This window comes from Mycobacterium sp. NGS61, from assembly GCF_059812325.1.
Genome location: NZ_JCALCL010000010.1, coordinates 102,413 through 126,774, shown reverse-complemented (window position 1 = coordinate 126,774; position 24,362 = coordinate 102,413). Strand labels below are relative to the sequence as shown.

Sequence of the window (24,362 nt, the reverse complement as noted above, 5' to 3'; positions counted from 1 at the left end):
GTTGACCCTGACCCTCTCGCTGGTGCTGCTGGCTGTCGTGCTCGCGTGCGCGGTGGCACGCCCCCGGGGCCTGCCCGAGGCGGTGGCGGCCGTACCGGCGGCAGCGATTCTGGTGGCGGTCGGCGCGATCTCGCCACACCAGGCGGGCGCCCAGGTGTCCGGCCTCGGCCGGGTGGTCGCCTTCCTGGGCGCGGTGTTGGTGCTGGCCAAGCTGTGTGACGACGAAGGGCTGTTCGAAGCAGCGGGTGCGGCGATGGCGCGCACCGGTTCGGGGTCCTACGGGCTGCTGCGGCAGGTATTCGTCATCTCGGCGATCATCACCGCGGTCCTCAGCCTCGACGCCACCGTCGTGCTGTTGACCCCGGTGGTGCTGGCCACCGTGCGCCGGTTGCGGACCCCGGTCCTGCCGTATACCTACGCCACCGCGCACCTGGCCAATACGGCCTCGCTGCTGCTTCCGGTGTCCAACCTGACCAACCTGCTCGCCTACCGCGGTGCCCACCTTTCGTTCGTCAAGTTCACCGAACTGATGGCGTTGCCGTGGCTGGCCGCGACGGGCACGGTGTACGTGGCGTTCCGGCTGTTCTTCGTCCGCGACCTGCGCACCCAACCCGACCGCGCGGATCTCGGACCGCCACCGCGTCCACCGGTGTTCGTGCTGGTGGTGGTGGGTGCGACGCTGGCCGGTTTCGCGGTGGCCGAGTACCTGGACATCCCGCCGGCATGGGCTGCGCTGTGCGGTGCCGCGGTGCTGGCTACCCGCAGTCTGCGGCACCGGCGCACGACGGTCACCGAGATACTGCACTCGCTCAACATTCCGTTTCTGGTGTTCGTGCCCGCGCTGGGCATCGTGGTACAAGCCGTCATGCTCAACGGCATGGCCGCCACGATGTCGGCCCTGGTCCCGGCCGGTTCCGGGTTGGCGGCCCTGCTCGGCGTCGCGGCCCTGGCGGCCGTGCTGGCCAATGTGGTCAACAACCTGCCGGCAACGCTGGTGTTGGTGCCGCTGGTCGCCGCCGGCGGACCTGCGGCCGTACTGGCCGTGTTGATCGGCGTCAACATCGGACCAAACCTGACCTACGTGGGTTCGCTGTCCAACCTGTTGTGGCGACGGGTGCTGCGCCAGTACCGGGTCGAGCCCGGTGTCGGGGAGTACACCCTCCTGGGGTTGTGCACAGTGCCGGCCGCATTGCTGGTGGCGGTGCTGGCGTTGTGGGCAGCCGTGCGGGTACTGGGTATCTAACCGCCGCGGTGTGGCCCGCCCGGGCCGGATCGGATGATCGCCGCCAGTTCCTCGCGGGACTGTGCCCCCACCCGCTGACAGGCGCGGTAGATGTGGCCTTCCACGGTGCGTATCGACATGACCAGCTTCTCGGCGATCTGCCGGTTGGACAGACCGGCCGCGACGAGTTCGGTGACATCGCGCTGCCGACCGGACAGCTTGAGCCCGGCCGGAGTTCGCAGCGCCGGCGTGTGCAGTCCGCCGCACTCGACCGCCAGTTCCTTGGCCAGTGCCGCCGCATAGAGCCCGCGTCGCTGTTGCTGACTGCCGGTGAATGCCACGGAAGCCTGCGCCGCGGTATCGGCGGCGGCGGCCCGGTCACCGATGGCGCGGTAGGCCGCCGACGCCGCCAGCAGAGCCGTACCGTCACCGGCCGCCAACGCCGCCGTGTGCGCCGCGACCGCATCCGCCAGTGGCAGCGACAACGTCTCGGCCAACTCGCGGGCGCGCCCCGCACCCGCGGTGTCGCCCCACTGCGCCGCAGCCTGGATACAGGCCAGTTCATGGGTGGGTTGCCCGCGGTCGCGGGCAATTTCCGCAGCCCGCCGCACCTCGGTCACGGCTGCGCGCAACTGCCCGTCGGCAGCCAGCCCCCAGCCGACCGCCACCGCCAGCCCGGTGTGCATGAACAGGAAGTCCGGCGGTACGCAGGACCGCGCCGACGCGACCGCTTCGGCGGCGTCAGCTGCCTGACCCAGTTTGGCGTGCGCCTCGGCCAACGCGAAAAAGGTGGCCGGCCGCAGACCGGTGGTGACGGCATGCTTATGCACTCCGGCAAGTGCTTCGTGACCCAGCCGGGCGGCGTCGGCGACCGCTCCGCGGGCCAACTCGACGTTACTCAACAGGCACGCCAGATTTGCATAGGCCAGGCCGGGAACATCGCGCGCCGAATCAGCCAATGTCGTTGCCATGTCGACGAATTCGGCGATCCGACCGGTCAGCCGGCACGCCCGGCCGTACACCGCTCCGAACCAGAACCTCATGTGCGAGGCCTCGAACGACGTCGTCGCACGCCGCAACGCCTGATCGGCCAGCACGGTGAGGTCGTCGACCTCACCCAGCGCTCCCCTGGCCATGATCAACGCCAGCGCCGCCATCATCGCGTGGAAGTCCGGCAGTACGGTGGATTCCAAGGCGGCGCAAGCATTTTGGGCAGCATCCCGGCAGCGCGCCGATACCGCATCCAGACAGGCCTGCACCGCCAGGCGCTCGGCTGACTGAGCCGGCGTTTCGGACCCGGCCGCCAGGCCGTCCAGGACGGCGGCCGCCTCCGCAGGCCGGCCCAGCATCCAGACCAGGTTGGCTGCGCGCACGGTCGCCCAGTGCTGACCGTCGGGCAGGTCGGCGAGCTGACGCAGCGCCTCCTCCGCCTGATCGCCACTGCCCAGCAGAACCAGGTTCATCGCCCGCACCGCCGCCGCACCGGGTGCGCCTGCCCGGGTCGCCGCGGCGGCGAACCGGTCGGCCAGATCGAGGTCCAGCAGCGTCATGGCGTGACGCGCCGATTCCAGATAGAGCACGGGATCCGGACCGAGATCGGACTCGAGGCGCAGCAGCGCCCGGCGCACGGTGGCCTGCATGTCGGCGTCGCTGTCGTCGGCCAGCCGCGTCGCGAGCCGGCCGCGGATCGCCGACAGGTGCATCTCGCCCGCGACGGCACGGCGCAGTTCGCCGAACAACGGGTGCGCCAGCCGGACCGTCAATGCGGCACCGGTGCGCTCGACGGTGACCAGTCCCATCCGCTCGGCGGCGTGCAGATCAGCGCGGCTCACCAGGTCGCACAACACGTCGACGGGCAACGGCTCGCATTGCGACAGGACGTCGACCACCATCGCCATCGGCGGATCCAGCCGGCCCATCTGGCGCATCACGGTGTCGGACAGGCTCGCCGACACCGCAACATCGTCGTCCCAGATCCAGACCCCGGCCAGGTTCCGCATCCGACCGGCCGCCAGCTGGTCGGCGAGCAACTGCCGCAGGAACAGGCTGTTGCCGCCGGTGAGCTGCCGGAACCGGGCGGCACTGCGGGCGTCCACGGGGCCGCCGAGCGTGGTCTCGATCACCTCGCGGGTCGCCTCGGCCGAGAGCGGCTCCAGATCCAGGCGGGTCAGCAGGCCGTCTTTCCACAACGCCGTGACGGCGTCGGGTTCCGCGCCGCCGGTACGCATGGTGACCACCAGCCGCGCCCCGCCGGACTGGGCCAGCTGGTGGACAACCAGGGCCGACAACCCGTCGAGCAGGTGCGCGTCATCGACACCCACCAATACTCGGCCTCGATCCTGTTGCAGCACAAAGGAATCGATTACCCGTCGCACGCTCTGCCACGGGTCGACCGGCTCACTCAGCACACCGATGAACGCGCCGAGCGGCAGCGCCCGCGCCGACTCGGTGCCTACGATCCACTGGGTACGCCCACCCGCGATCTTGGCCTGTCGCAACACTTCGCGCGCCAGCCAGGTTTTTCCCACCCCCGCCGCCCCGGCGATCAGCACGCCCGCCTGCGCACCGGTCCCGCTGAGGGCACGGCGGATGGCTGCCAATTCGCTGGCACGCCCGGTCAACGGCGCGGCGCCGATCACCCCGCGACTATAACGTTCGTCAGCGCTGTCGGATGGTGGCGCGGCCCGCCTTCGGTGGCACGACGGCCGGCCTGCCCAGCAAAGTGACCTCCATCAGCCGACGGACCGTGAGGCGTGCGGCTTGGTCGGTGTCGAAGTGTATGAGCCGGCCGATGTCGACGGCGAGTGCGAACGCGGCGTGCACGGCGTATCGCGCCCGCCCGATCTTGAGCTCCGGTCGCGCCTCCACCGCGAGGCGCGCCCAGGATTCGACGGTGGACCGCTGAATGTTGTACAGCAGGATCGCATCGGTCTCGGGCAGGTTGTGTCGCTCGGTGTAGTACACGCACGCCAGTTCGGGATTGGCCAGCGACCGCGCCACGTAGGCGTCGACCAGCTGTGCAAGCGCCTGTTCCGGGTCGCTGTTGGCGGCCAGGCTGGTGGACAGATCGGCGAGCAACTGATCGGCCATCCGCCGATACGACACGGCGAGGATGTCGGCTTTGCCGGGGAAGTAACGGTAGATGCTGCCCACCGGCAAGCCGACCGCGGAGGCGATGTCGTCCATCCCGGTTTCCCGGTAGCCACGTTCGTAGAACAACCGCATCGATTCGCGCAACAACAGTTCGTACTCCCCGCCCGTGCCCGAGAACGGGGCCGGCGGCGCCGTGCGGGCCGCAGTCCCGCGCCGGGTCGGCAGGTCGGTCAGCAGCACCGCGGCGCAGATGTCGTTCAGGGTCTCCCGAATCTCGCCGTTGCTGAGGCGGGAACGGTGGTCGGTGATGCTGCCGATCACGCTCAGAATCGCGGCCGACAAGCTCCAGCGTTGGTGCGAGGTGAGTTTCGGCCGCAGCTCCATCAGGGGTCGCTGCAGGCGGCGGTTGACCAACTTGAGTTGATCGGCAAGTGCGCTCTGGTCGGCGCCGTGCAGGTAGCGGCCTTCCCAGCGGTACAACCCCCCGGCGGTGCGGTTGGCGATGGTGGTTTCGATCAGCGCACCGATCAACAGCCGGACGGTCTCACCGGGATCGGCGTCGTCGGACAGGTTCTCCGCGAAATCGGTTGCGTCGACCAGGTGCTGCCCGAGTGCCAGCACAGCATCCCGGAACAGGTCGTACTTGCCTTGGGAGTGCCGGTAGAGAGCCGCCGCGGAAATCCCCACCCGGGCGGCGATGTTTTCCATACTCACCGCGTGATAGCCCAGTTCGCTGAACGCGTCGGAGGCAGCGCGGGCTATCTGCTCCTTGCGGTCCTTCGGACGCCGCTTGACTTCCTTGGCGGAGGTGCGGCGCGCCTGGGGCATGTAGATCACCGTAGCCGCGCGGCCTGGGTACGGAGGGACGAACGTGCTCATTCGGCTCCGGGCGCCTCGATCAGGAACCGCGGGGTGCGCGGTCGCGCCACATCACCGGCAGTGCGAGATCGGCCAGGACGGTACGCAACAGCGTCGGATAGTTGGTGATGAGCCCGTCCACCCCGGCGCCGATCTGCTCGCGCATCGCCTCGGCGTCGTCGACGGTCCAGGGAATCACCTTGAGTCCCAACGCGTGCGCTCGAGCAACGAAGGCGGTGTCGACCAGACGGTAGTCCGGCGACAGGATGTCCGCCCCGACCATCGCGGCGCCGAGCATCGGGTCACCCACGATCCCCGGATCGATGTGAGCGGTCCACGGTGAACCCGGCACCCAGGTTTGCGCACTCCACAACGCCACCAACGGAATCGACGGCTCGGCCTGGCGCACCAGCGGCAGCGTGCGCCAGTCGAAGCTCTGGATCTGCACCCGGTCCGTGGTGCCGGCGGCCCGGACCGCGGCCAGCACGGCGTCGACGAACTCCTGCGGGCCGGCGGTGGCCCCCGGCCGATCCGCCTGCACCTTGGTTTCGATGTTGTACCCGACACCGGCCGACCCGGTGTCGGCGAACACTTCGGACAAGGTGGCGATCTTGTTGCCCCACACCACTTCTGCTGCGGGAAACTGCGGGTCGGGCCGGCCGCAGTCCAAGGTGCGGAGCTGCGCCAGGGTCAGCTCGTGCACCTGGCTGCCCACGTACGGATAGGCCGGGTCACCGGTGAACGCCGGCGCGGTGTCGGCACAGGCAGTGGCCTCGATGACCGCGTCGTGCCACACCACAGGTTGGCCGTCCTTGGTGATCCCGACATCCAATTCGATTGTGCTGACCCCTGTTTCGACCGCCTTGCGGAAGGCACGCAGCGACTCGCCGGTGGTCTCACCGCGGCCCCCCGCGTGGGCCTGCACATCGAAGCCGACCGGTTGCGCCGACGCCACCGGCACCCACGCCGCCCCCGCTATTGCCGAGCAGACGCAAAAGCCCGCGACACGCCGAAGATTCCGGAGCTTTTGCGTCTGCTCGGCCAGGGAAAGTCACCCCCGGCGCTGGCGCGCGATCTCGGCGAGCACCACCCCGGCGGCGACCGCGGCGTTCAGCGATTCGGTCTGACCCGCCATCGGGATGGACACCACCTGATCGCAGTTCTGCCGCACCAGCCGCGACAGTCCCTTGCCCTCGGAGCCGACGACGACCACCATCGGATCGGTGCCGTCCAGATCGTCGAGCACTGTGTCGCCCCCGGCGTCCAGACCCACCACCCGCAGGCCCCGTCCGGCCCAATCCTTCAGCGTCCTGGTCAGATTGGTCGCCCGGGCCACCCGTATCCGGGCCGCCGCCCCGGCGCTGGTGCGCCACGCGACCGCGGTCACCGAGGCGGAGCGGCGCTGCGGGATCAGCACACCGTGGCCGCCGAACGCCGCCACCGAACGCACGATCGCGCCGAGGTTGCGCGGGTCGGAGATATTGTCCAGCGCCACCAGCATTGCCGGTGGCGTGGCGAGTGCGGTGGCGACCAGATCGTCGGGATGGGCGTAGTCATAGGGCGGCACCTGCAACGCGATGCCCTGGTGCAGGTGGTTGGCCGTCATGCGGTCCAGGTCGGTGCGCGGCACCTCGAGAATCGCGATGCCCGAATCGGCGGCGCGGGATACGGATTCGGTCAGTCGCTCGTCGGCCTCCGAACCCAGTGCGACATAGAGCGCCGTCGCCGGGACCCCCGCACGCAGGCATTCCAGGACCGGATTGCGGCCCAGTACCGTTTCGGTCTCGTCGACCTTGCGGGCCGGGCGCTGGGCTTGCGGCTTGGCCCGCTTGGCCGCCGGATGGTGCGGGCGCAGATGCGCCGGGGGCGTGGGTCCGCGCCCCTCCAGTCCGCGGCGACGCTGGCCACCCGAGCCGACGGTCGGCCCTTTCTTGGAGCCGGATTTGCGGATCGCCCCGCGGCGCTGCGAGTTGCCGGCCACTACTTGCCGCCACCGCTCAGCGTCCACTGCGGACCGTCGGCGGTGTCGGTGACCTCGATACCGGCCAGCTTGAGCCGGTCCCGGATCTCGTCGGCCAGTGCCCAGTTGCGCTCCTCGCGCGCCTTCTGCCGATTCTTCAATTCGGACTGGACCAGCACGTCCACCGCCGCCAGCGCGGCCGATGTCTCGTCTTTGGATTCCCAGCGCTCGTCGAGCGGATCGCAACCCAGGATGCCCATCATCGCGCGGATCGAGGACGCGCTGCGCAGCGCGCCCTCGTGGTCACCGGCGTCCAGCGCGCGGTTGCCGTCGGCACGGGTCTGGTGGATCTCGGCCAGCGCCATCGGCACGGACAGGTTGTCGTCGAGCGCGGCGGCGAAGCGCGGGGTCCATTCGCCGGGTACGACGGCGCCGACTCGGCTGCGGACCCGGTGCAGGAAGTCCTCCAACCCGACATAAGCGCTGACCGCGTCCTGCAGTGCGGTCTCGGTATATTCCAGCATCGAGCGGAAATGCGCGCTGCCCAGGTAGTAGCGCAGTTCGGCGGGTCGCACCCGTTGCAGCATCGCCGGGATGGCCACCACGTTGCCCAGCGACTTGCTCATCTTCTCGCCACCCATGGTCAGCCAGCCGTTGTGCAGCCAGTAACGAGCGAACCCGTCGCCGGCGCTGCGGCTCTGCGCGATCTCGTTCTCGTGGTGCGGGAAGATCAAATCCATTCCACCGCAATGGATGTCGAATTCCGGTCCGAAATAGGTGCGGGCCATCGCCGAACATTCCAGGTGCCAGCCGGGACGCCCGCGCCCCCACGGCGAAGGCCACGACGGCTCGCCCGGCTTCTCCCCCTTCCACAGGGTGAAATCGCGCTGATCGCGCTTGCCGGTGGCCACGCCCTCGCCCTGGTGCACGTCGTCGATCCGGTGCCCGGAGAGCTGGCCGTACTCGGGGTAGCTGAGGACGTCGAAGTACACATCGCCGGCGGCGGCGTACGCATGACCGGTTTCGATCAGGCGTTCCATTAATTCGACCATCTGCGTGATGTGACCGGTGGCCCGGGGCTCCGCCGACGGCGGCAGCACACCGAGCGCGTCGTAGGCGGCGGTGAAGGCTCGCTCATAGGTGGCCACCCACTCCCACCAGGGCCGGCCCGCCGCGGCGGCCTTGGTCAGGATCTTGTCCTCGATGTCGGTCACGTTGCGGATGAACGAGACCTCGTAGCCGCGAGCGATCAACCAGCGGCGCAGGATGTCGAAGGCCACACCGCTGCGGACGTGCCCGATGTGCGGCAGCGTGTCCGGAGTCGCGCCACACAGGTAGATGGAGACGTGGCCGGGCCGGATCGGCACGAAATCACGCACGGCACCTGTTGCCGTGTCATGGAGCCGCAGGACGGCACGATCGGTCACGACGTGCCAGCTTACTGCCTGCACCGCGGCCGGGGCGCCGCGCGGCCTAGCGGAGCGGAATGACCATCGCGGTCGCGATGGCGGCCAGACCCTCGCCGCGTCCGGTGAGACCGAGCCCGTCGGTAGTCGTGGCCGACACCGATACCGGCGCGTTGAGCAACCGCGACAACACCGCCTGCGCCTCGGAACGGCGCGGGCCGATTTTCGGCCGGTTGCCGATCACCTGGACCGCCGCATTGCCCACCCGGTAGCCCTCCGCGGCGAGCAGCTGGACGACGTGCCTGAGCATGTCGGCGCCGCTGACGCCCTGCCAGCGGGGATCGTCGACGCCGAAGACGCCACCGATGTCACCTAGCCCGGCGGCAGACAGTACCGCGTCACACAGCGCATGCGCCGCGACGTCGCCGTCGGAGTGTCCGGCGCAGCCGTCCACGCTGGGGAACAGCAGGCCAACCAGCCAGCACGGCCGCCCGGGTTCGATGGGGTGCACGTCGACACCCAACCCGACGCGTGGCTGCTGAATCACGTCCGCACCACCGACCTGGCCAGCTGCAGATCCAGCTGGGTGGTGATCTTGAAGGCCAGCGGGTCGCCGTCGACCACCTGGATCCGGCCGCCGATCTGCTCCACCAGCGATGCATCATCGGTGAAGCCGGCAGTGCCGGCGTGCTGGTAGGCGCGCACCAGCAGCTCGGTGGCGAAACCTTGCGGCGTCTGCACCGCGCGCAGACCGGCCCGCTCCGGCGTCCCCAGCACCACGCCGTTGGCGTCGACGGCCTTGATGGTGTCCGCCAACGGCAGGCCGGGTACCACCGCCTGATGACCCTCCCGCAGCGCTTCGACGACCCGCGCGATCAGCGACGGCGGTGTCAACGGCCGCGCCGCATCGTGCACCAGGACGAACTCCGGCGGTTGGCCGAGCGCCGACAACGCCAACTGCACGGTCTCGGTGCGGGTCGGCCCCCCGGCCACGATCGTGGCGAGGTGTCCCAGGATCAGCTTGGCCTCGTCGGTGCGATCGGGCGGGACCGCGACGATCACGGAGTCCACCACGCCGGAGGCCCGCAGACCCTCGAGGGTGCGCTCGACCAGCGAACGGCCTTCGAGTTGATAGAACGCCTTAGCGACGCCGGCGGCCAGACGCTGCCCGGACCCTGCGGCCGGGACTATCGCGACGACCTTTCCCGCGCTCACCTACGAGCTCCGGGGAATTCAGGAGGCGGCGGCCAGGACCTCGTCGAGAATGGTGTCCGCCTTGGCCTCGTCGGTGCTCTCAGCCAGGGCCAATTCGCCGACCAGGATCTGGCGCGCCTTGGCTAGCATCCGCTTCTCGCCCGCCGAGAGACCGCGCTCCTGATCGCGCCGCCACAGGTCGCGCACGACCTCGGCCACCTTGTTGACATCGCCGGAGGCGAGCTTCTCGAGGTTGGCCTTGTACCGGCGGGACCAGTTGGTGGGCTCTTCGGTGTGCGGAGCACGCAGCACCTGGAAAACTTTGTCGAGGCCTTCCTGGCCCACGACATCACGGACACCGACGTACTCGGCGTTGTCCGCCGGGACTCGAACGGTCAGGTCGCCCTGCGCGACTTTCAAGACGAGATACTCTTTTTGCTCCCCTTTGATGGTTCGAGTTTCGATCGCCTCGACTAACGCAGCACCGTGGTGTGGATAGACAACGGTGTCACCGACCTTGAAGATCATCTGATTCGAGCCCCTTTCGTTAGTTGAGTCTAACACGCGGGCCCGACGCGTGGGGAACAACGGTGCAGGTCAGAGGCACGCCGGGTGCATATTAGGTCTTGACAGGCGGGCCAGGACGTGCAGGGGGACCATCTTCGGTGGCGCATTCAGTCCCTTGGGCACGGGCCCGAATCCGCCCTCCGAGAATATCTGGCCGGCCCCTGCCGGAGTTCAGCGGGCACCGGGCACAAGCTGGCCGGCACTCGATATCGGGTGTCCCCGCTACCGCCGACGATGCGTTGCTACTACTGTCCATAGTTGAAATCCGGGACCAGGAGGCATTGAGTGAACCGCTTCAACATCCGACTGCCGCTGCGCCTGGCCAAGCTGACCACCTGGGTGGCAACCGCTGGTGTGGCGGCGGCCGTGCTCAGTGGTTGTGGGACCGGCCAGATCTCGCAGACCGCCGCCCAGGAACCCGCCGTCAACGGCAACCGGCTCACCATCGGCAACGTGGCGCTGCGCGACATCCGGATCCAGGCCGCGCAGACCGGTGACTCCCTGCAGCCCGGCCGCACCGTGGAGCTGGTGCTGGTGGCCGTCAACAGCTCGCCGTACGAGGCCGACCGGTTGACCGGCATCACCAGCGACATCGGGCAGGTGACGTTGTCCGGGGACCCCAAGCTGCCGGCCGCCGGGATGCTGTTCGTCGGGACACCGGACGGTCAGACCGTGGCGCCGGGGCCCCCGGGAGCCAACGGCGTCGCGAAAGCGACCGTGAACCTGTCCAAGCCGATCACCAACGGCCTCACCTACCAGTTCAGCTTCAAGTTCGAAAAGGCCGGCGAGCGCAGCGTCCAGGTACCGATTTCGGCCGGTGTGGAGCAGGCGCAGGAACGCGCGCCGCACCACTCCTGAATCAGCCTGTCGATACCGGGATCTGTCACCCCCCGGCGATAGCGTCACGGCGTGGCTAATGCGCGTTCGCAATACCGCTGCTCGGAATGCAGTCATGTCAGCGCCAAGTGGGTGGGCCGCTGCCTGGACTGCGGCAGCTGGGGCACCGTTGAAGAATCCGCTGTCCTGACTGCGGTCGGCAGTGGCCGGCGCTCGCCCCCGTCATCGTCGCGTGCCGTGCCGATCAGTTCGGTCGAGCCCGACAGCAGCCGGCATCGTCGCACCGGGGTCGGCGAACTGGACCGGGTACTGGGTGGCGGTGTCGTGCCCGGCTCGGTGACGCTGCTGGCCGGGGACCCCGGGGTGGGCAAGTCCACCCTGCTGCTCGAGGTGGCCCACCGCTGGGCGCAGCGCGGGCAACGCGCGTTGTACATCTCCGGCGAGGAGTCCGCCGGGCAGATACGGCTGCGCGCCGACCGGATCGGCGGCGGCGGGACGTTCGACGAGGTCTATCTGGCCGCCGAGTCCGACCTGCACGCCGTCCTGGCCCATATCGAGACGGTGCGGCCGGCGCTGGTCATCGTCGATTCGGTACAGACGATGTCGACCAGCGAGGCCGACGGCGTGGCCGGCGGGGTCACCCAGGTGCGTGCCGTGACGGCCGCGCTGACCGCCGTCGCCAAGACCAGTGGCGTGGCGATGATTCTGGTCGGTCACGTCACCAAGGAAGGGGCGATCGCCGGGCCGCGCTCGCTCGAGCACCTGGTGGACGTGGTGCTGCACTTCGAAGGCGACCGCAACGGATCGTTGCGGATGGTCAGAGGGATCAAGAACCGGTTCGGCGCTGCCGATGAGGTCGGCTGCTTTTTGATGCACGACAACGGCATCGAAGGCGTCTCCGATCCCTCACACCTCTTCCTGGACCAGCGGCCGACCCCGGTGCCCGGCACCGCGATCACGGTGACCTTGGACGGGAAGCGTCCGCTGATCGGGGAAGTCCAGGCCTTGCTGGCCGTCCCGAACGGCGGTTCGCCGCGGCGGGCGGTCAGCGGTATCGACCATTCCCGGGCCGCGATGATCACCGCGGTGCTGGAAAAGCACGCCGATTTGAAGCTGGGCGTCACCGAGATCTATCTGTCGACGGTGGGCGGCATGCGGTTGACCGAACCGTCGGCGGACCTGGCGATCGCCACGGCGCTGGCCTCGGCGTACCACAGCCTGCCGCTGCCCACCACCGCGGTGATGATCGGCGAAGTGGGCCTGGCGGGCGACCTGCGCCGGGTCCACGGCATGGAGCGGCGGCTGACCGAGGCTGCCCGGCAGGGCTTCACCGTGGCGCTGATTCCACCGGGTTGCGCTGCCGTCCCGACGGGGATGCGGGCGCTGAGTGCGGCCACCATCGGCGAGGCGATGCACCACATCGTCGCCATCGCCGATCACCGCGCCGCCCGGCCGCGACCGAACCCGCCGACGGGCGGCTCGGCATAAGGGTCCCGCCGAACCGCGCGGCATAGCAGAATGCACGCTGTGACCCGTCCGACCCTGCGTGAAGCTGTCGCCCGTCTAGCCCCCGGCACCGGGCTGCGCGACGGCCTGGAACGCATTTTGCGCGGCCGCACCGGCGCCCTGATCGTGCTCGGCCACGACGAGAGCGTCGAAGCCATCTGCGACGGCGGCTTCTCGCTCGACGTGCGCTACGCACCTACCCGGCTGCGCGAACTGTGCAAGATGGACGGCGCCGTCGTGCTCTCGACCGACGGCAGCCGCATCGTGCGGGCCAACGTCCAGCTGGTCCCGGACCCGTCGATACCCACCGACGAGTCGGGGACCCGGCACCGCTCGGCGGAACGGTCCGCGATCCAGACCGGCTACCCGGTGATCTCGGTCAGCCACTCGATGAACATCGTGACGGTGTACGTCGGCGGCGAACGCCACGTCCTGGCCGATTCCGCGACCATTTTGTCCCGGGCCAACCAGGCCATCGCAACCCTGGAACGGTACAAGACACGCCTGGACGAGGTCAGCCGGCAGCTCTCACGGGCCGAGATCGAAGATTTCGTGACACTGCGCGACGTGATGACGGTGGTGCAGCGGCTCGAGCTGGTCCGCCGCATCGGCCTGGCCATCGACTCCGACGCTGTGGAGCTGGGCACCGACGGCCGCCAACTGCGCCTACAGCTGGAGGAACTGCTGGGCGGCAACGACACCGCCCGCGATTTGATCGTGCGCGACTACCACGCCAACCCTGAACCGCCGACCACGGCACAGATCGCCGCCACGCTCAACGAGCTGGACGCGCTGTCGGACACCGACCTGCTCGAACTGACCGCGCTGGCCAAGGTCTTCGGGTATCCGACGACCGCCGAGGCACAGGATTCGGCGCTGAGCCCGCGCGGCTACCGCGCCATGGACGGCATCCCCCGGCTGCAGTTCGCCCACGTCGACCTGCTGGTGCGGTCATTCGGAACGTTGCAGGGGCTGCTGGCGGCCAGCGCCAACGATTTGCAGTCCGTCGACGGCATCGGGGCGATGTGGGCCCGACACGTGCGCGAAGGACTCTCGCAACTGGCCGAGTCCACGATCGCGGATCACTGAGAAGTCAGTGCTCCCCGGCGGCTATCCTCCCGACGGCGGCGCCTCGGGTTGCGGTGCCTGGGCGGGTCCCGGTGCGGGGGCAGGCCCGGGTGGTTGCGGTGGCTGGTTCAGCACGAACGGAACCGGTTGTGAGCGCAGATTTCCGAGCTGGACGACCAGGTTGTAGGTGCCGGGTCCGATCGCCGGTCGTGGCAGCGGGCAGTGCTGCGCGGACCCCATGCCGGTCCAGGTCACCGCGGTGGTCACCTGCTCGCCCGGGGTGAACGTCTTGACCAGGGTCTCGTTGGACGGCGCGCAGTCCAGGTTGGACCACAGCCGCTTGTTGTCCAGCGAGTACACGTAGGCGGCCAGCACGGCGGCTCCGACATCGCGTTTGCAGGACACCAGCCCGATGTTGGTGACCACCATCGTGAATTTCGGCTGGTCGCCGATGAAGTACTGCGGCGCGTTGGTCAGTCCTTTGACCGCCAGCGTCGAGTCCGGGCAGTCGTCACCCTCTTTGAGCACCGGTGGCGGCTGCACCGCAGCCGTCGGCGTGGGCGACTCGGGGTTGATCGTTCCCGGCGGCGCGCCGGCCGGGGCCTGCGTCTGTCCGGCCGGCTGCGGCGACTGCGCCCCCGGCGCCTGGGGTGCGTCCGACCCCGGGTGTCCCTGAGCCGAGGTCGGCTTGTCAGCAGGCTTCGCTCCGGCGTTACTACTGACGAATGCGATGACGATGGCTACGGCGATCCCGACCGCGACGACCGCGATGCCCAGGGCAAGTCCCCTGCGCCGCCAGTAGATCTCGGTAGGTAGCGGGCCTCGTGGTTCCAGATCCAGCACATTCCCACGGTAGGGCCAGGTCACGCCGACTCGCTTGACCTGCCTCGGCGTGTCGCCGAGTTAGCTGGCCGATTGCCGTGTAGTGGCGGCCAGCGCATCGAGCGATCAGCTCTGCGGCTCGGCCCCGATGTCGCCCTCGTGATGCACCAGCACCGCCCGTCCCTCGGCCAGGCGATAGGTCACACCGGCTATCCCCACCGTGCCGGCCGCCACACGGTCCGAGATGACGGTCGAACGCTCCATCAGCTGCGCAGCCGTCTCACGTACATGGCGCGCCTCGAACTCGTCGACCCGGGACAGCCCGTCACGACGGCCCATCAGAATCGTCGTCACGACCCGCTCCACCAGATCCCGCACGAAACCGACCGGTATGTCACCGTCGTCGAGGGCGCTCAATGCGGCCTTGATCGCGCCACAACTGTCATGGCCGAGGATGACGACCAACGGCACTTCCAGAACTGCCACCGCGTACTCGATCGATCCCAGCACTGCCGCGTCGATCGCCTGCCCAGCCGTACGGACCACGAACACGTCGCCCAAGCCCTGGTCGAAGATGAGCTCGGCGGCCACCCGACTATCCGAGCAACCGAAGATGACCGCGGTCGGCTTCTGGCCGGTCGCCAGGCTGGCGCGGTGATCGACGCTTTGGCTGGGGTGCAGAGGCTTACCGGCGACGAATCGCTCGTTACCCTCACAGAGTGCTTTCCATGCGGAGATCGGGTTGCTGTTGGGCATGTCTGACATTGTGCCGCACCGCCCGGTGATTGACTCCGCGTACATATCAGTCGCCAATCTTTTGAGCTGGTATGAGAAAACCCAGCGTGACCTGCCGTGGCGGCAGCCCGACGTCAGCGCCTGGCAGATCCTGGTCAGCGAGTTCATGCTGCAGCAGACACCGGTGGCCCGGGTGCTGCCGATCTGGACCGAATGGGTGCAGCGCTGGCCCACCCCGTCGGCGACGGCCGCCGCCACCGCTGCGGACGTGCTGCGGGCGTGGGGCAAGTTGGGTTACCCGAGGCGGGCCAAGCGCCTGCACGAGTGTGCGGTTGTCATCGCACGCGACCACGGGGATGTGGTCCCCGACGACGTCGAGGTTCTGTTGACGCTGCCGGGTGTCGGCAGCTACACCGCGCGGGCGGTGGCGTGCTTCGCTTATCGCCGGCGGGTGCCGGTGGTGGACACCAACGTGCGCCGGGTAGTGGCCCGCGCCGTGCACGGGCGCGCCGATGCGGGGACGCCGTCGGCCGTCCGTGACCACGCCGACGTGAGTGCATTGCTGCCCGATGACGAACGCGCGCCCAGGTTTTCGGTGGCGCTGATGGAACTGGGCGCCCTGGTGTGCACGGCCCGCGCCCCGAAATGCGGGGTGTGCCCGCTCGACGCCTGCAGGTGGCGACGGGCCGGCTTCCCGGCTGCGACCGGGCCGGCGCGGCGCGTGCAGAGCTACGCCGGGACCGATCGTCAGGTCCGGGGTCGGCTGATGGATGTGTTGCGCGACAACGACTCTCCAGTCACCCGCGCGCAGTTGGATCTCGCTTGGCAGAGCGACCCCGCGCAACGAGACCGGGCGCTGTATTCGTTACTGGACGACGGCCTGGTGACCCAGACCGCCGACGGCCGTTTCGCGTTGGCCGGCGAGGAGTGAGTTTTCAGGCCACACCGGTCACGAATGTTTCGACCGCACGCCGGTACACTTCCGGCGCCTCGTCGTGCACCAGGTGGCCGGCTGCAGGGACATACACATACGTTGTCGGCACGTCACTTTCGTGCATTTTCCGCATCTGTCCCGGCGGGGTAACGGAGTTGCCGGCCTCGATCAGCAGGCTCGGCGCGCGCACCGCCCGCCACTGCGCCCAGTAGTCGCGCAGTCCCCACTGCGCGGCGATCTCGATCCACCGTGCCGTGTGACCGTGCAACCGCCAACCCGTCTCGGTGCGGTCGAACGCTTCCAGGAAGTACTGTCCGGCAACAGGACCGAATTCGGCGAATACCCGCTCCGCAGAGTTGAATTCGACCGGTAGGGCGTGCAACCACGGCTCCCAGGGACCGGTGGTACGCCCGACGAAGTCCGGTGCCATGTCTTCCACCACCAGCGCCGCGACCAACTCGGGGCGCTCGGCCGCCAGACACCACGAATGCAGGGCGCCCATCGAATGCCCGACGAGCGTGACCGGCACACCTAAACCGTGCACCGCGTCGCCGAGGTCGGCCACGAAACGTTCGGTGCTGATCGGCTGGGGATCGTCGACGTCACGACCGCGGTGCCAGGGCGCATCGTAGGTGTAGACCGCGCCCAGCCGGGTGAGCCACGGCAACTGGCGGGACCAGGTGGTCCCGCGGCCCATCAGGCCGTGCACCAGGACCAGTGGCCTGCCCTGTCCGCCGCGGTGGGTCAACAGATCGGGGGCCATGCCGGGCACGGTAACCTAACGGAATGCCAGTGGTGAAGATCAACGCAATCGAGGTGCCTGCCGACGCTGGTCCGGAGCTGGAAAAGCGGTTTGCTCATCGCGCCCACGCGGTGGAGAACTCGCCGGGTTTCCTCGGCTTTCAGCTGCTGCGTCCGGTCAAGGGTGAAGACCGCTACTTCGTCGTGACGCACTGGGAATCCGATGAAGCGTTCCAGGCGTGGGCCAGTGGGCCGGCCATCCAGGCCCACGCCGGGATGAACAAGAACCCGGTGGCCACCGGCGCTTCGCTGCTGGAATTCGAGGTCGTGCTCGACGTTGCAGGCAACGCGCCCGCTGAGTAACCGGCGCCGCGTCGCGGCGCTGGCCGCGACCGCCGCGCTGGTGGTGACGCTGACCCCCGGGTGCGCGTCGTCCCCGACGCCCTCGGCGAACGCGGCGAACCCGGGGCGCCGGATCGAAACCACCACTCCCCCAGGTCTGCGGGCCCAGCAGACGCTGGACATGCTCAACTCCGACTGGCCGATCGGACCGGTGGGCGTCGGCACCCTGGCCACCCCGGACAAGGTCGACTCGGTGCAAGCCACCATGGAAAGCCTCTGGTGGGACCGGCCGTTCGACCTCAACAGCGTGGACATCGGCGCCAACGTGGCCACCCTGCACCTGATCTCGTCCTACGGTGCGCGACAGGACATCCGGATACACACCGACGACACCGGCCAGGTCGACCGGTTCGATCTCGACACCCAACCACCCCCGCCGATCACCGCGTGGCGTGATGTCGACGCTGTGCTGAGCAAGACCGGCGCCCGCTACTCCTACCAGGTGGCCAAGATCGACAACGGCCAATGTGCCCGGGTGGCCGGCGCCAACACCGAGACAGCGCTGCCGCTGGCGTCGATCTTCAAGCTGTACGTGCTGCATGCTCTCGCCACCGCGGTCACGCGCGGCACGGTGTCCTGGGAGGACCAGCTGACCGTGACCAGCAAGAGCAAAGCCGTCGGGTCCTCCGGGCTGGAACTGGCCCCCGGCGATCACGTTTCGGTGCGCACGGCGGCGGAGAAGATGATCGCCAACAGCGACAACATGGCGACCGATCTGCTGATCGACAGGTTGGGCACCCACGCTGTCGAGGAAGCCCTGGCCACCGCCGGCCACCACGATCCGGCCAGCATGACGCCCTTCCCCACCATGTACGAGCTGTTCTCGGTCGGCTGGGGACAGCCCGATCTGCGGGAGCAGTGGCAGCACGCCTCCCAGCAGGAGCGCGCCGCGCTGCTCGCGCAGGCGAATTCCACTGTCTATCAACCTGATCCGACTCGTGCGCACACTCCGGCCTCGGCGTTCGGCGCCGAATGGTACGGCACCGCTGAGGACATCTGCCGGGTGCATCTGGCGCTGCAGGCCGACGCGGTCGGTCCCGCCGCACCTGTGCGGAAGATCCTGTCCGCCGTTGCCGGCATCCAGCTGGACCGCAATGTGTGGCCGTACATCGGCGCGAAAGCCGGCGGCCTGCCCGGAGATCTGACGTTCAGCTGGTACGCCGTCGACAAGACCGGCCAACCCTGGGTGGTCAGCTTCCAGCTGAACTGGCCGCGCGATCACGGGCCGACGGTGACCAGCTGGATGCTCAAGGTCGCCAAGCAGGCCTTCGCGCTGATCGAACCGCGCTGACCCCGAGGACCTGGTCGCCGGCCGATAGTTTTACGAGCGGCGCCGGGCCAGCGGAGCAGCCGTCGTCAGACGACTCCTGCTACTGGGCCTCGTGCGCCCCGGCCTTGGCCAAGTCCGGCTCGGTCGGCTTACGCGCACCGGTGAAGGTGAACTTCGCTTCCTCGCCCGAGCCTTCGCCGTCCCAGTTCTCGACGTCGACGGTGACGACCTGCCCCGGACCGACCTCCTCGAACAGGATCTTCTCCGAGAGCTGGTCCTCGATCTCGCGCTGGATGGTGCGCCGCAGCGGACGGGCACCCAGCACCGGGTCGAAGCCGCGCTTGGCCAGCAGTGCCTTGGCCTTGTCGGTGAGCTCCATCGACATGTCCTTGGTCTTGAGCTGCTTGCCGACCCGCTCGATCATCAGGTCGACCATCTGGATGATCTCTTCGCGAGTCAACTGGTGGAAGACGATGATGTCGTCGATGCGGTTCAGGAACTCCGGGCGGAAGTGCTTCTTCAGCTCGTCGTTGACCTTCTGCTTCATCCGCTCGTAGTTGTTGTCCCCGCCACTCTGGCTGAACCCGAGGCCGACCGGCTTGGAGATGTCGGAGGTGCCCAGGTTCGACGTGAAGATCAGCACGGTGTTCTTGAAGTCCACCGTGCGGCCCTGACCGTCGGTGAGTCGTCCGTCTTCGAGGACCTGCAACAGGCTGTTGTAGATCTCCTGGTGCGCCTTCTCGATCTCGTCGAACAGCACCACCGAGAACGGCTTGCGCCGCACCTTCTCGGTGAGCTGGCCACCCTCTTCATAGCCGACGTAGCCCGGAGGGGCACCGAACAGCCGCGACGCGGTGAAGCGGTCGTGGAACTCGCCCATGTCGATCTGGATGAGCGCGTCGTCGTCGCCGAACAGGAAGTTGGCCAGCGCCTTAGACAGCTCGGTCTTCCCGACCCCGGACGGGCCGGCGAAGATGAACGAACCCGACGGGCGCTTGGGGTCTTTCAGCCCGGCGCGGGTACGGCGGATGGCCTTGGAGACGGCCTTGACGGCATCCACTTGGCCGATGATCCGCTTGTGGATCTCGTCCTCCATGCGCAGCAACCGGGTGGTCTCGGCCTCGGTGAGCTTGAACACCGGGATACCGGTCCAGTTGCCCAGCACCTCGGCGATCTCGTTGTCATCGACCTCGGCGACCACGTCCATGTCCCCGGAGCGCCACTGCTTTTCCCGCTCGGCGCGCTGGGCGACCAGTTGCTTCTCCCGGTCCCGCAGGCTGGCGGCCTTCTCGAAGTCCTGGGCGTCGATCGCCGACTCCTTCTCCCGGCGCGCGTCGGCGATCTTCTCGTCGAACTCGCGCAGGTCTGGCGGAGCGGTCATGCGCCGGATACGCATCCGGGCGCCGGCCTCGTCGATCAGGTCGATTGCCTTGTCCGGCAGGAACCGGTCGTTGATGTAGCGGTCGGCCAGGGTGGCCGCGGCCACGATCGCGGAGTCGCTGATGGAGACCCGGTGGTGGGCCTCGTACCGGTCCCGAAGCCCCTTGAGGATCTCGATGGTGTGGGCCACCGTCGGCTCACCCACCTGCACCGGCTGGAAGCGGCGCTCCAGGGCGGCGTCCTTCTCGATGTACTTGCGGTACTCGTCGAGCGTGGTGGCGCCGATGGTCTGCAGCTCACCGCGGGCCAGCTTCGGCTTCAGGATGCTGGCCGCGTCGATCGCACCCTCGGCAGCACCGGCACCCACCAGCGTGTGCAGCTCGTCGATGAACAGGATGATGTCACCGCGGGTGTTGATCTCCTTGAGCACCTTCTTCAGGCGTTCCTCGAAGTCACCGCGGTAGCGACTGCCGGCCACCAACGATCCCAGGTCCAGGGTGTAGAGCTGCTTGTCCTTCAGCGTCTCGGGAACCTCGCCGTGCACGATGGCCTGCGCCAGGCCCTCCACGACGGCGGTCTTGCCGACGCCGGGCTCGCCGATCAGCACCGGGTTGTTCTTGGTGCGGCGGCTCAGCACCTGCATGACCCGCTCGATTTCCTTTTCGCGGCCGATGACCGGGTCCAGCTTGCCTTCCATGGCGGCCGCGGTCAGGTTGCGACCGAACTGGTCGAGCACCAGCGACGTCGACGGGCTGCCGGATTCGCCGCCGCGACCACCGGTACCGGCCTCCGCGGCCTCTTTGCCCTGATAGCCGCTGAGCAGCTGAATGACCTGCTGACGCACCCGGGTCAGCTCGGCACCCAGCTTGACCAGGACCTGCGCCGCCACGCCCTCACCCTCGCGGATCAAGCCCAGCAGGATGTGCTCGGTGCCGATGTAGTTGTGGCCGAGCTGCAGGGCCTCCCGCAGGCTCAGCTCGAGGACCTTCTTGGCGCGCGGGGTGAACGGGATGTGCCCGGACGGTGCCTGCTGACCCTGTCCGATGATCTCCTCGACCTGGCTGCGGACACCCTCCAGGGAGATTCCCAGCGATTCCAGCGACTTGGCCGCGACGCCTTCGCCCTCGTGAATGAGACCCAGCAGGATGTGCTCGGTGCCGATGTAGTTGTGGTTGAGCATCCTGGCTTCTTCTTGAGCCAGAACGACCACCCTGCGGGCACGGTCGGTAAAACGTTCAAACATCGGTTATTACCTGCTCTCCCTCACCATCGGTAGCTCCGTCGTGCAAAGACATCTGCCGGCACAGGGGCCGACTACCGCGTACCTGCCATCCACTCTAATGCTCGGCCCGTCAGGGCACTAACCTCACGGTGCGCAGCGACGCCGGAGCACAAGAGAATAACGGGGAAAAGCGACAATGCGTTTCCCATCTCCGGCGGTGATCGCTACGCCACAAGCGAAATGCAAAAAACCGGCGCCCAGGTTTAATACCTGGACGCCGGATCGCGCGTACTAGCAGTGCCGATCGGTCGCGACTACGTGGCCGCGTGGAAGGCGTCGATGACGTCGGCCGGGATGCGCCCCCGGGTCGAGACGTTGTGACCATTGCGACGCGCCCATTCCCGGATCGCGGCGCTCTGTTCGCGGTCGATGGCGCCGCGACCGCGCCCGGAACCCGAACGCCCGCGCCGCCGGCCGCCGACCCGACGTCCGGCCGCGACCCAACCCTTCAGGTCGTTACGCAGTTTCGCCGCATTTTTACTGGAAAGGTCGATCTCATAGGTCACCCCGTCAAGCCCGAATTCGACGGTTTCGTCGGCGGCGCCGGCACCGTCGAAATCATCGACCAAGGTGACGGTCACTTTTTTCGCCATTGGCTTACCCTCATGTTCTTCCTGTGCAGTTAGAGATGCAGTTCGGATAGACTCCCCGGTTCTCTAATCTGCCATAGGAAGTGGAAATACTCAATCCGACACAAGAGCAGTTCAGTTGGAGTGCGGCCGAACAATCGGGAACAAAACAGTCTCCCTAATTGACAGACCGGTCAAACACATCAACAACCGATCGATACCCATTCCGGTACCAGTGCACGGCGGCATACCAAACTCCAGAGCGGCCAGGAAATCCTCATCGAGAACCATAGCCTCGTCGTCACCGGCGGCTGCCGCGCGTGCTTGATCGGCAAATCTCTCGCGTTGCACTACCGGGTCATTCAATTCCGAGTAGCCGGTTGCCAGCTCGACTCCGTGCAGGTAGAGGTCCCACTTCTCGGTGACTCCGGCAATACTGCGGTGCTGGCGCGTCAAAGGCGTGGTCTCCACCGGGAAATCCCGGACAAATGTGGGCGCGGTCAAGCTCTTGCCCACTGCGTGCTCCCAGAGTTCTTCGACGAGTTTGCCGTGACCAAAGCCACGATCGTCCGGAATCTCGACATCTAGTCGGGCCGCGATCGCACGTAAGGTCTGCACCGAAGTCTGCGGTGTGATCTCTTCACCGAGCGCATCGGACAACGATAAATACATCTCCAGAGTTGCCCATTCTCCGTCGATGTTGTACACACTGCCATCCGGCATCGGAAGTTCTCTGGTTCCGATCGCCTCGTCGGCAACCTCTTGAATAAGCTCTCTGGTGACCAGTGCCGAATCGTCATAGGTGCCGTAGGTCTGGTAGGTCTCCAGCATAGAGAATTCCGGGGAATGCGTGGAATCGGTTCCCTCGTTTCGGAACACTCGATTTAGTTCGAAGACCTTGTCGAAACCACCGACGATGCAGCGCTTGAGGAACAGTTCCGGCGCGATCCGCAGGTACAGGTCGATGTCGAGGGCATTGGAATGGGTGACAAACGGTCGCGCCGCCGCACCACCGGCCAGCGTCTGCAGGATGGGCGTTTCGACTTCGAGGAATCCGCGCCGGTCCAGCGCGTTGCGCAGCGCCCGGATGACGGCGATCCGCTGCCTGGCCACGCTGCGCGCCTGCGGGCGCACGATCAGGTCGACGTAGCGTTGCCGTACCCGCGCCTCCTCGCTCATCTCTTTATGTGCAACGGGCAGCGGCCGCAGCGACTTGGCGGCCATCTGCCAGGAATCGGCGAGAACGGACAATTCGCCGCGACGTGAACTGATCACGGTGCCGTGTACATACACGATGTCGCCGAGGTCGACGTCGGCCTTCCACGCGTCCAGGGACTCCCGGCCGACTTTGTCCAGGCTGATCATCGCCTGCAACTGCGCGCCGTCGCCGTCCTGCAAAGTCGCGAAACACAGCTTGCCGGTGTTGCGCGCGAAGACCACCCGGCCGGCGACGCCGACGACGTCCTCGGTGGCGGTATCGGTCGGCAGATCGGGGTAGGCGGCCCGGATTTCGGCCAGCGTGTGCGTGCGCTCGATGGCCACCGGGTAGGGATCGTGGCCTTCAGCCAACAGGCGAGCGCGCTTGTCCCGGCGAATCCGAAACTGTTCGGGAAGGTCCGCGGCGGATTCTCGATCGGGGGCACTCACGACGTGCCAGCTTAAATGAACCCGCGGCGTGCGCCCCAATTGCGACTGTCAGCGCGCGGTCTTGAGCCGGCCGCGCTGGGCGTCCTGATTGCGCTCGAAGACCATCCGCAGGCCATCCAGGGTCAGGTGTTTGTCGTAGTGCTCGACGGTGTGCAGTTCCGGCAACAGCAGGGGTGCGGTGTGTCCGGTGGCCACCACCGCGACGTCCTCACCGGCCGCGAAACCCTGCACATCGTCGCGGATGCGGCCGACCAGTCCGTCGACCAGGCCGGCGAAACCGAACACCGCGCCGGCCTGCATGCACTCGACGGTGTTCTTGCCCACCACGGACCGCGGCCGGGTCAGTTCGACCCGGCGCAGCGCCGCCGAGCGGGCCGCCGCGGCGTCCGAGGACACCTGCACGCCGGGCGCGATCGCGCCCCCGAGAAACTCCCCTTTGGCCGACACCACGTCCACGCAGATCGACGAGCCGAAGTCGACGACGATCGAGGCCTTGCCGAACTTGCTGAATGCCGCCAGGCAGTTGACGATCCGGTCGGCGCCGACCTCTTTGGGGTTGTCGACCAACAGCGGGATGCCGGTGCGGACGCCGGGCTCGATCAACACATGCGGCACCGACGGCCAGTACTGCTCGAGCATGATGCGCACCTCGTGCAGCACGGACGGAACGGTGGACAGCGCGGCGGCACCGGTCAGCCGCTCGGCATCCTCACCGATCAGGCCGTCGATGGTGAGCGCCAGCTCGTCGGCCGTGACCTCGGACTCGGTACGAATCCGCCACTGCTGCACCACTTTTGCGTGATCTTTGACCCCGGCCAGCAAGCCGACGACGGTGTGGGTGTTGCGGACGTCGATCGCCAGCAGCACGG

22 protein-coding genes are annotated in these 24,362 nt (G+C 67.8%); 7 read left to right on the top strand and 15 right to left on the bottom strand.

The window, feature by feature from the left end:
- The first annotated feature begins 1 nt into the window (after position 1).
- Positions 2–1,243, top strand: coding sequence for an SLC13 family permease (locus AC5Y3Z_RS19785; protein WP_473139841.1), 1,242 nt, complete (start codon positions 2–4; stop codon positions 1,241–1,243).
- Here AC5Y3Z_RS19785 and AC5Y3Z_RS19780 read toward each other — a convergent pair.
- The 8 genes from AC5Y3Z_RS19780 to carD all read right to left on the bottom strand — a co-directional run bounded on the left by AC5Y3Z_RS19780 (position 1,240) and on the right by carD (position 10,261).
- A complete protein-coding gene (locus AC5Y3Z_RS19780; RefSeq protein WP_473139842.1) occupies positions 1,240–3,861 on the bottom strand; it encodes a helix-turn-helix transcriptional regulator in 2,622 nt (873 codons plus the stop codon). The two genes, AC5Y3Z_RS19785 and AC5Y3Z_RS19780, sit on opposite strands and share 4 nt — an antisense overlap.
- A 19-nt stretch (positions 3,862–3,880) precedes the next feature.
- Positions 3,881–5,143, bottom strand: a complete 1,263-nt coding sequence (locus tag AC5Y3Z_RS19775; protein WP_473139843.1) for a TetR/AcrR family transcriptional regulator — start codon at positions 5,141–5,143, stop codon at positions 3,881–3,883.
- Between the two features lie 70 nt (positions 5,144–5,213).
- Complete coding sequence (locus AC5Y3Z_RS19770; protein ID WP_473139844.1) at positions 5,214–6,134, bottom strand: glycerophosphodiester phosphodiesterase family protein; 921 nt, start codon at positions 6,132–6,134, stop codon at positions 5,214–5,216.
- Positions 6,135–6,224: 90 nt separating this feature from the next.
- Positions 6,225–7,154 (bottom strand): 23S rRNA (guanosine(2251)-2'-O)-methyltransferase RlmB, encoded by a 930-nt coding sequence (gene rlmB, locus AC5Y3Z_RS19765; protein WP_463828567.1) that lies wholly within the window; start codon positions 7,152–7,154, stop codon positions 6,225–6,227.
- On the bottom strand, positions 7,154–8,560 hold the full coding sequence (gene cysS / locus AC5Y3Z_RS19760; RefSeq protein WP_473139845.1) for a cysteine--tRNA ligase: 1,407 nt from the start codon (positions 8,558–8,560) through the stop codon (positions 7,154–7,156). The genes rlmB and cysS overlap by 1 nt, the downstream gene beginning before the upstream one ends.
- 46 nt (positions 8,561–8,606) lie before the next feature.
- The gene (gene ispF / locus AC5Y3Z_RS19755) at positions 8,607–9,086 is read right to left on the bottom strand and encodes a 2-C-methyl-D-erythritol 2,4-cyclodiphosphate synthase (RefSeq protein WP_463828565.1); all 480 of its coding nucleotides are present in this window, start codon (positions 9,084–9,086) and stop codon (positions 8,607–8,609) included.
- Entirely contained in the window at positions 9,083–9,754 is a 672-nt protein-coding gene (gene ispD / locus AC5Y3Z_RS19750; RefSeq protein ID WP_473139846.1) for a 2-C-methyl-D-erythritol 4-phosphate cytidylyltransferase, read from the bottom strand. Before ispD ends, ispF begins: the two co-directional genes overlap by 4 nt.
- An 18-nt stretch (positions 9,755–9,772) precedes the next feature.
- Positions 9,773–10,261: an RNA polymerase-binding transcription factor CarD gene (carD, locus tag AC5Y3Z_RS19745; RefSeq protein ID WP_065132069.1), complete on the bottom strand. Its 489-nt coding sequence runs from the start codon at positions 10,259–10,261 to the stop codon at positions 9,773–9,775.
- Between the two features lie 324 nt (positions 10,262–10,585).
- Here carD and AC5Y3Z_RS19740 point away from each other — a divergent pair, with 324 nt between their 5' ends.
- From AC5Y3Z_RS19740 to disA, 3 genes are read left to right on the top strand one after another with little or no spacing between them, the layout of a single operon-like run.
- Positions 10,586–11,158: a copper chaperone PCu(A)C domain-containing protein gene (locus AC5Y3Z_RS19740; protein ID WP_473139847.1), complete on the top strand. Its 573-nt coding sequence runs from the start codon at positions 10,586–10,588 to the stop codon at positions 11,156–11,158.
- Between the two features lie 51 nt (positions 11,159–11,209).
- A complete protein-coding gene (radA, locus tag AC5Y3Z_RS19735; protein ID WP_473139848.1) occupies positions 11,210–12,625 on the top strand; it encodes a DNA repair protein RadA in 1,416 nt (471 codons plus the stop codon).
- Between the two features lie 30 nt (positions 12,626–12,655).
- Positions 12,656–13,732, top strand: coding sequence for a DNA integrity scanning diadenylate cyclase DisA (gene disA / locus AC5Y3Z_RS19730; RefSeq protein ID WP_473139849.1), 1,077 nt, complete (start codon positions 12,656–12,658; stop codon positions 13,730–13,732).
- A 21-nt stretch (positions 13,733–13,753) separates the two neighbouring features.
- Here the strand turns inward: disA and AC5Y3Z_RS19725 are convergent, their stop codons facing one another.
- Together AC5Y3Z_RS19725 and AC5Y3Z_RS19720 are read right to left on the bottom strand one after the other, a co-directional pair.
- Entirely contained in the window at positions 13,754–14,554 is an 801-nt protein-coding gene (locus AC5Y3Z_RS19725; protein WP_473139850.1) for a hypothetical protein, read from the bottom strand.
- 105 nt (positions 14,555–14,659) lie between these two features.
- Positions 14,660–15,289, bottom strand: a complete 630-nt coding sequence (locus AC5Y3Z_RS19720; RefSeq protein ID WP_463828560.1) for a carbonic anhydrase — start codon at positions 15,287–15,289, stop codon at positions 14,660–14,662.
- Here AC5Y3Z_RS19720 and AC5Y3Z_RS19715 point away from each other — a divergent pair.
- A complete protein-coding gene (locus tag AC5Y3Z_RS19715) occupies positions 15,288–16,199 on the top strand; it encodes an iron-sulfur binding domain-containing protein (RefSeq protein WP_473139851.1) in 912 nt (303 codons plus the stop codon). The genes AC5Y3Z_RS19720 and AC5Y3Z_RS19715 overlap by 2 nt on opposite strands.
- A gap of 4 nt (positions 16,200–16,203) precedes the next feature.
- Here the strand turns inward: AC5Y3Z_RS19715 and AC5Y3Z_RS19710 are convergent, their stop codons facing one another.
- Positions 16,204–16,965 (bottom strand): alpha/beta fold hydrolase, encoded by a 762-nt coding sequence (locus tag AC5Y3Z_RS19710; protein WP_473139852.1) that lies wholly within the window; start codon positions 16,963–16,965, stop codon positions 16,204–16,206.
- A 23-nt stretch (positions 16,966–16,988) separates the two neighbouring features.
- Between AC5Y3Z_RS19710 and mhuD the strand changes: the two genes are divergently transcribed.
- The gene (gene mhuD / locus AC5Y3Z_RS19705; protein ID WP_463828557.1) at positions 16,989–17,306 is read left to right on the top strand and encodes a mycobilin-forming heme oxygenase MhuD; all 318 of its coding nucleotides are present in this window, start codon (positions 16,989–16,991) and stop codon (positions 17,304–17,306) included.
- A complete protein-coding gene (locus AC5Y3Z_RS19700; RefSeq protein WP_473139853.1) occupies positions 17,281–18,636 on the top strand; it encodes a serine hydrolase in 1,356 nt (451 codons plus the stop codon). The genes mhuD and AC5Y3Z_RS19700 overlap by 26 nt, the downstream gene beginning before the upstream one ends.
- Positions 18,637–18,715: 79 nt before the next feature.
- Here the strand turns inward: AC5Y3Z_RS19700 and clpC1 are convergent, their stop codons facing one another.
- The 4 genes from clpC1 to AC5Y3Z_RS19680 all read right to left on the bottom strand — a co-directional run bounded on the left by clpC1 (position 18,716) and on the right by AC5Y3Z_RS19680 (position 24,360).
- Complete coding sequence (clpC1, locus tag AC5Y3Z_RS19695; RefSeq protein WP_463828555.1) at positions 18,716–21,238, bottom strand: ATP-dependent protease ATP-binding subunit ClpC; 2,523 nt, start codon at positions 21,236–21,238, stop codon at positions 18,716–18,718.
- A 293-nt stretch (positions 21,239–21,531) separates the two neighbouring features.
- Positions 21,532–21,870: a histone-like nucleoid-structuring protein Lsr2 gene (gene lsr2 / locus AC5Y3Z_RS19690; RefSeq protein ID WP_236978550.1), complete on the bottom strand. Its 339-nt coding sequence runs from the start codon at positions 21,868–21,870 to the stop codon at positions 21,532–21,534.
- 111 nt (positions 21,871–21,981) lie between these two features.
- Positions 21,982–23,493 (bottom strand): lysine--tRNA ligase, encoded by a 1,512-nt coding sequence (gene lysS, locus AC5Y3Z_RS19685; RefSeq protein WP_473139854.1) that lies wholly within the window; start codon positions 23,491–23,493, stop codon positions 21,982–21,984.
- Positions 23,494–23,541: 48 nt separating this feature from the next.
- The gene (locus tag AC5Y3Z_RS19680) at positions 23,542–24,360 is read right to left on the bottom strand and encodes a type III pantothenate kinase (protein WP_463828553.1); all 819 of its coding nucleotides are present in this window, start codon (positions 24,358–24,360) and stop codon (positions 23,542–23,544) included.
- Between the last annotated feature and the right edge of the window lie 2 nt (positions 24,361–24,362).